13 protein-coding genes are annotated in these 5,378 nt (G+C 35.6%); all 13 read right to left on the reverse strand.

What is annotated here, in order from left to right; translation table 11 throughout:
- Positions 1–500, reverse strand: a 500-nt coding sequence (locus Megvenef_RS07260; protein WP_322776251.1) for a transposase, incomplete at its 3' end; no start/stop codon positions are given.
- Between the two features lie 133 nt (positions 501–633).
- Complete coding sequence (locus tag Megvenef_RS07265; protein ID WP_322777296.1) at positions 634–783, reverse strand: hypothetical protein; 150 nt, start codon at positions 781–783, stop codon at positions 634–636.
- Positions 784–821: 38 nt separating this feature from the next.
- Positions 822–1,043, reverse strand: a complete 222-nt coding sequence (locus Megvenef_RS07270; RefSeq protein ID WP_322777297.1) for a hypothetical protein — start codon at positions 1,041–1,043, stop codon at positions 822–824.
- A complete protein-coding gene (locus tag Megvenef_RS07275; RefSeq protein WP_322777298.1) occupies positions 1,040–1,210 on the reverse strand; it encodes a hypothetical protein in 171 nt (56 codons plus the stop codon). Before Megvenef_RS07275 ends, Megvenef_RS07270 begins: the two co-directional genes overlap by 4 nt.
- Entirely contained in the window at positions 1,207–1,614 is a 408-nt protein-coding gene (locus tag Megvenef_RS07280) for a hypothetical protein (protein ID WP_322777299.1), read from the reverse strand. The genes Megvenef_RS07275 and Megvenef_RS07280 overlap by 4 nt, the downstream gene beginning before the upstream one ends.
- Positions 1,611–1,832 carry a Thoeris anti-defense Tad2 family protein gene (locus tag Megvenef_RS07285; protein ID WP_322777300.1) on the reverse strand — a complete coding sequence of 74 codons (222 nt, stop codon included), beginning with the start codon at positions 1,830–1,832 and terminating at the stop codon, positions 1,611–1,613. Before Megvenef_RS07285 ends, Megvenef_RS07280 begins: the two co-directional genes overlap by 4 nt.
- The gene (locus tag Megvenef_RS07290; protein WP_322777301.1) at positions 1,829–2,047 is read right to left on the reverse strand and encodes a hypothetical protein; all 219 of its coding nucleotides are present in this window, start codon (positions 2,045–2,047) and stop codon (positions 1,829–1,831) included. The genes Megvenef_RS07285 and Megvenef_RS07290 overlap by 4 nt, the downstream gene beginning before the upstream one ends.
- An 8-nt stretch (positions 2,048–2,055) precedes the next feature.
- Positions 2,056–2,499: a single-stranded DNA-binding protein gene (locus tag Megvenef_RS07295; RefSeq protein ID WP_322777302.1), complete on the reverse strand. Its 444-nt coding sequence runs from the start codon at positions 2,497–2,499 to the stop codon at positions 2,056–2,058.
- 8 nt (positions 2,500–2,507) lie between these two features.
- A complete protein-coding gene (locus tag Megvenef_RS07300) occupies positions 2,508–3,935 on the reverse strand; it encodes a hypothetical protein (RefSeq protein WP_322777303.1) in 1,428 nt (475 codons plus the stop codon).
- Complete coding sequence (locus Megvenef_RS07305; RefSeq protein ID WP_322777304.1) at positions 3,932–4,267, reverse strand: hypothetical protein; 336 nt, start codon at positions 4,265–4,267, stop codon at positions 3,932–3,934. The genes Megvenef_RS07300 and Megvenef_RS07305 overlap by 4 nt, the downstream gene beginning before the upstream one ends.
- A 13-nt stretch (positions 4,268–4,280) precedes the next feature.
- The gene (locus tag Megvenef_RS07310) at positions 4,281–4,859 is read right to left on the reverse strand and encodes a hypothetical protein (RefSeq protein WP_322777305.1); all 579 of its coding nucleotides are present in this window, start codon (positions 4,857–4,859) and stop codon (positions 4,281–4,283) included.
- Complete coding sequence (locus Megvenef_RS07315) at positions 4,856–5,002, reverse strand: hypothetical protein (protein ID WP_322777306.1); 147 nt, start codon at positions 5,000–5,002, stop codon at positions 4,856–4,858. The genes Megvenef_RS07310 and Megvenef_RS07315 overlap by 4 nt, the downstream gene beginning before the upstream one ends.
- Entirely contained in the window at positions 4,999–5,205 is a 207-nt protein-coding gene (locus Megvenef_RS07320; RefSeq protein WP_322777307.1) for a hypothetical protein, read from the reverse strand. The genes Megvenef_RS07315 and Megvenef_RS07320 overlap by 4 nt, the downstream gene beginning before the upstream one ends.
- Positions 5,206–5,378 lie beyond the last annotated feature (173 nt).

Below are 5,378 nucleotides of genomic sequence, written 5' to 3' on the forward strand. Positions count from 1 at the left end.
GGCCTGCCTTGCCAAGCTTTAACATCGTCCATGACATCATCAGTAATTCTACTAACAAGGCTTTCGCTAATGTCAGCCCCGTATAGTTCCTGAATCTGAAGTTTAATATCTGATAGACTCATTCCTTTGGCGTATAAGGATAGAATTTTTTGATCTAAACCTTCAATTCTTGTTTTTCTTTTGGGAATGATTGCAGGTTCAAACTCAGCATCTCTATCCCTTGGAACGTCTATTGTAATAAGGCCATTATCAGTGATTAGATTCTTTTGAGATACACCGTTACGGGCGTTATTAGAAGTGATAATACGATCGTATCTGTCATAACCTAGATGATTATTCATCTCTGCCTGTAAAGCTTTTTCCACAAGACGTTTTGTTAGTTGTTTCAATAACCCGCCTTTGCTTAAAACATTCGATAGATCTACTTCTTTACTTACCAGTAAATCTATCGCTGCGGATATAGCTTCATTATTCTTATTATTGATAGTGTTTTTAGTCATATTTTATTCCTCTTAGTTATATTAATTGATTATATAACCTATAAGGAATTTACACACTTAGATGGACAGACCCTTATAAACAGTGCATAGCAACGGTCAAAAGTTCGTAATATTACTTCTGGTAGCGGTATTTCTAATCTGCGGTTATACCGCTACCTTGTAATAGAAAATTGTAAATTAACTTTGTTTCCTCCAACAAACGACCTGCGCCTATTTCATTTATACTAGAATTTCTCATAACTAATTCTAGGCATTTTAATTTTAAATCTATCTTATAATCCATAAAGATCTCCTCTTTAATATGTTATTAAAAATACCAAATTATTGACTAAACAACAATTCTACGTTTCTTACTTCTTCAAGTAATCTTTGTCTTTTTCTTTCAGCACACTCCTTTTGAAACCTCTGTAAAGCTATCATCCTATCACAAGCATCACCAGTTCTTGCTAGCATTATGATTTGTTTTGACCTTGATCGTCTCTCCACTAACTTCTCTGGAGTGTTCGAGTTAAAATACTTGTTATAGCGTTTCGTTTCCTTCATTCCGCTACCTCATCTTTGTCCCTCAACTCTAGATCTAGGAATATTACTATCTTATCAATTTTGCTATTTAAATCCAGCATCTCCTTTGAAATGGTTATCATCGGTAGCCACATCAAAAAAGCTATGAGAAGGATGGTAAGAGTCCATAATATCATCACGTTTTTCATACTTCCTCCTCTACGATTATCCAATCGTTTGCTTCAAAATCATCAATAGTAAACTCTACCGAATAATCATCACAGAAATCTCGTTCGATTACCTTTGTTGCCCACAACTTTCTTTTTATAGTTTTCCCTTCTTTCATAAGCTTAATAGCTTCCTCAAAAGTATGTAGTTCAGGTTCTTTTTTGTATATTTCCCAATCATTAGCTAGTATTTCGTCTAATCTAGGTTCATAAGGGGCATAGCCTATTCCGTGGTGAGGTATAAGTTTTTTAATCACCAGTGTAAACCTATCTATGCGTGGTACATCATAGCTCTTATATACAAACATATGACTTGCCTTTGGATTTCTTGTAATATATGAGCCATTACCATCGTTTAATAGTTTTACTGCTTCTATAAAATTCATTTTTGTATCTCTTCTTTTATTTCCCAATCAGTAGCCAAGTAATCATCTACAGTAAATACATTATTATCTAAAAAGCATGTGTCATTCTCAAAATAAATAAGTAATTCTCTACCCCATTCATTGCCAGCATTTGAACTCCACCAATGATTAAAATCATAACTTTTTCTATATACTAGCTTTTCTTCTTGCAAAGCCTCGATAGCTTGAATAAAATTCATACCTTACCATCCACTACAATCCAATCGTTAGCTGATAAATCCTCACAAGTAAATTCATAAATAGTTTCATTGTTTGGGTATTTTTCTTCCTGAACATTTACTATTTCAATATTACTAATATTACTCCTTACTAAGATTTCTCCATCTGGCCAGCAAGGTCTTCTAGCGTAACCGACCTCAATTTGTAGTGAATTCATAACCTCTATAATATTCATATATCCTCTCAAAATGGTATTTCATCATCGTATATTTCTGCTTCTGGCATAACCGCCTTTGTACCGCTTTCTATCTTGTACCTGCCGTTACTCTGCTCTGCTCCCTCCGTCTTTTCTTTTGGATACGTTAGAATATTAAACTCAGTCACTAGTACTTCGATATTTGCTTCTGCTGTTCCGCTACTGGTCGTATAAGCTTTTGCCTTAGGTATTCCTCTGACAAATAAACCCATCTTGTCTTTGACGTACAGCTTAATAAGTTTGGACATCGTTTCGGAATTGGATTTACACTCAAACCAACTAGTATCTTGCTGTTCTTCTCCGTTTTTGTCTTTGTACTTCTTGTTCACACAAAGCTTGAACACCACCCAATTCGGATAATCTCGTTCATTCGGGCATCTTGCATCTTGGTACACGTAGCCTATCAGCTGTACTTCTGCACTATTCCGCATTAGAATCCTCAATTTGGTTTGTAAATCATTGGTCTCTGGCTATTATTTTCATAATGCAATTCCAGAGTTACTTTTTGCTTTTTGACTACACTCTCAATTGCGCTTTGAAACCTGTTGTAAACGCTATCAACATAAAACGTTGAACCACTTAGGATAATTCTGTTGTTTGGTGCATCTTCACTAACTCTTAGTTTGTCAAACCAAGCGTTGAGAATATGATCACCTGTTTTCTCGGGAAAATACTTGAGTAACTCATTTTTGAATCGATCCCATCTGTGGCAATTTGATCTAATTTGAGTGGGTTCAGCAACGGCTTGCATCGGAGCAGCTTGTTGTTTAACAGCTGACGTATTCACCATTTTTATCTCAGAACCATACGTCATATGAACACAAGTTTTAAGCTTTTGTTTGTCGTGTTCAGAAAAGATAAATTTAGCTTTTATGCTGATTCCCAGCTTGTTTGGCTCAAGCTCCGTAAAGGTACAATTCTCCATGATTTCCTCACTGGTTTTGCTATCAAATGCCTTGAAGATCTCTGCCTTCAACTGCGTTATTTGGTTTGTTTGCCCTGTATTCACACTACCCTCCTCGCTAGGTATATTCTCAGTTTTTGTCAGAAAATTAGCTAGTATAGGAATGTCCTGTAGGGCTCTAAGCTCTGCCAAACTATCACAATTTGTGACCACTTCAGTTGCCTCAGTACGGATCTCTTCTGTTTGGTAAACCTTGGCTGGCTCATTCATGAAGCCAGTAGCCAAGGTTGGTATTCCGGTGCTAGCTTCTTGCAGTGCTGGTTTAGGTTTGGTGAAGTTTTTTATTTTTAATTTTTCATTATTAGAAAAAGAAGAAGAATAAGCTAAAGCTTCTTCTTCTTTTTCTTTATCATACATATATGAGGGACATTTATGTCCGTATGTAGAGACATTTGTGTCCCCATGTAAAGACTTATTTGATGCCGTATCTAGAGCATTTACTTCACCATCTTTTTTGTCAATTTTTGCATCTTCAAAGTTGAGTATTTTATATGCGTTTTCAGTGAAAGAAATTTCATATACATCTTTCAACCAAGTTCCATCAACTATGATTGTTTTACGGAATGGGAAGTTGAAAATGTGACTGATCTGTTTACGAATTCTCAAATTTTGCTTTGCGCTAGATACATTAACAATTTTTGAAAACCAATAATTATCCTTATACACAGAACGATCATTATTTTTATGTAATTCAAGTATCAATTTACCGACAAGTCGTGCTGCTTTAAATGATACTTTGCTACATGTATCATTTGCTCTTAATATCTCGTACCAATCGTCATCTGTTTTTGTGTAAGCTTTTACAACATTACGCTTCTTATATGAGCTGATATAAAGAATGTTACTTTTCTTCTTACCAGATACATTTGCTTTACGAAGCTGAGTATTAGATTGGACTTTCATGCGTTACCTCCATCATGGTTTGTCATTACTTCAGTAATTAAAGCATCCAACTCTTCTCTAAAATTAAACGCAGTGATAGGAGAAGCAAATTGCTGCACAAGCGAATACAGCGCATTTGATAGCATTATTATATGGTTAGGACTGAGCTGATTACTTATCATCCTAAGTCTTGAATCTTTTGTAATTACTCCAACTCTCGGATCTTTCTTTTCAATATCCGCATATAAAAATACGCAACCAAAATTAAATTCCGGTGAGTGTATTTTGCTAAGAAATTTGTCTTCAAAAAGTTTCTGTATTTTCTTATCAGTCCATTTTTCGTTTTTACTCACGTCTTACCCCTTCCTACATTGTTGTATTAATTATCTTTGCTATTAAACATATTGCGATAGGTAGCATAGATAATTGGCTTAATCTCAAGGCGTTGTTTAGCCATTCAAGTTTCTTGTTATTTGACGTATCGCTTACTTGGATAGTAGCTTCTTGAGCATACAAAATGCGAGCAAGTGCTAGAGCTAATATGTGGTCGTTATGGTCTTCAGTCTCGTTGTTTTTTAAGTATCCATCACTCAACCAGCTATGTGGAAACGTACCTAATGGAGAGTATGACCTAGGTTTTAACGCTTGAAATAAGCAGAATGTACCGCTTATCAAAATCAACCCAACAGTACTTAACAATATTAAAAACACATTGCTTAAATTAGCAGACGATATAAGACCGACAATTACACCTATTAAAGTTATCTGTAACGTCAACATCGTATAAGCCCTAGAATCTATCCTTTCTTTTCTAGCATGTTCATCTTGGATCTTTAGCTCGGTTTGTCTTACTGCTTCCTTAACTAAAGCCACGTTCAAACCATTAGACTCTGTATAGACCTTATCAATTCCTGCTAAATCAATTTGTAATTCGTTATCACTCATTTAAACCTCTTCGTAGTGATTTCCTCTATGCTCAGTACTAACTCAGCCAAAGTCCCAGAGTCCCGTACGAATACGTCTTGGTTAGTTTCTCCAGCTTCAATCATTCTCAGTATCCGCCTAGCTATCTTCTGTAAGTCAGTCATTGCTGTTCTCCTTTCATTAAGGTTTCTAAAATCTCATGGCACTCAGCTTCTTTTGTGGTAGCCATATGTCTTATCTTTGTTGCCAATTCTTCCAGATCTCTATTTATGTTTCTCGCTCTTAATACTAATAATGCAGACTGGTCATATAGATCGTTCAGCTCTTTTCTTTCTTTATCCAGTTCTGTTAGACGTGATTCAGTCATTGGTTTTTTACTCTTATGTATGAAGTTGATTTATAACTGGGACAAGGAGCAATTTTGAGCCCGCAATTATTTTCAAATTTGCTTTGAATAGAACTAGATCGGTATCGGTATCGGTATCGGTATCGGTATCGGTATCGGTATCGGTATCGGTATCGGTATCGGTATCGGTATCG

Origin of the sequence: Candidatus Megaera venefica (assembly GCF_034554655.1) — a bacterium.
In the GTDB taxonomy this organism is placed as follows: domain Bacteria; phylum Pseudomonadota; class Alphaproteobacteria; order Rickettsiales; family Rickettsiaceae; genus Megaera_A; species Megaera_A venefica.

Coding starts and splice junctions, on each gene's coding strand:
- Megvenef_RS07265 (WP_322777296.1), bottom strand. CDS start 783: ATGGATTATAAGATAGATTTAAAATTAAAATGCCTAGAATTAGTTATG.
- Megvenef_RS07270 (WP_322777297.1), bottom strand. CDS start 1,043: ATGAAGGAAACGAAACGCTATAACAAGTATTTTAACTCGAACACTCCA.
- Megvenef_RS07275 (WP_322777298.1), bottom strand. CDS start 1,210: ATGAAAAACGTGATGATATTATGGACTCTTACCATCCTTCTCATAGCT.
- Megvenef_RS07280 (WP_322777299.1), bottom strand. CDS start 1,614: ATGAATTTTATAGAAGCAGTAAAACTATTAAACGATGGTAATGGCTCA.
- Megvenef_RS07285 (WP_322777300.1), bottom strand. CDS start 1,832: ATGAATTTTATTCAAGCTATCGAGGCTTTGCAAGAAGAAAAGCTAGTA.
- Megvenef_RS07290 (WP_322777301.1), bottom strand. CDS start 2,047: ATGAATATTATAGAGGTTATGAATTCACTACAAATTGAGGTCGGTTAC.
- Megvenef_RS07295 (WP_322777302.1), bottom strand. CDS start 2,499: ATGCGGAATAGTGCAGAAGTACAGCTGATAGGCTACGTGTACCAAGAT.
- Megvenef_RS07300 (WP_322777303.1), bottom strand. CDS start 3,935: ATGAAAGTCCAATCTAATACTCAGCTTCGTAAAGCAAATGTATCTGGT.
- Megvenef_RS07310 (WP_322777305.1), bottom strand. CDS start 4,859: ATGAGTGATAACGAATTACAAATTGATTTAGCAGGAATTGATAAGGTC.
- Megvenef_RS07315 (WP_322777306.1), bottom strand. CDS start 5,002: ATGACTGACTTACAGAAGATAGCTAGGCGGATACTGAGAATGATTGAA.
- Megvenef_RS07320 (WP_322777307.1), bottom strand. CDS start 5,205: ATGACTGAATCACGTCTAACAGAACTGGATAAAGAAAGAAAAGAGCTG.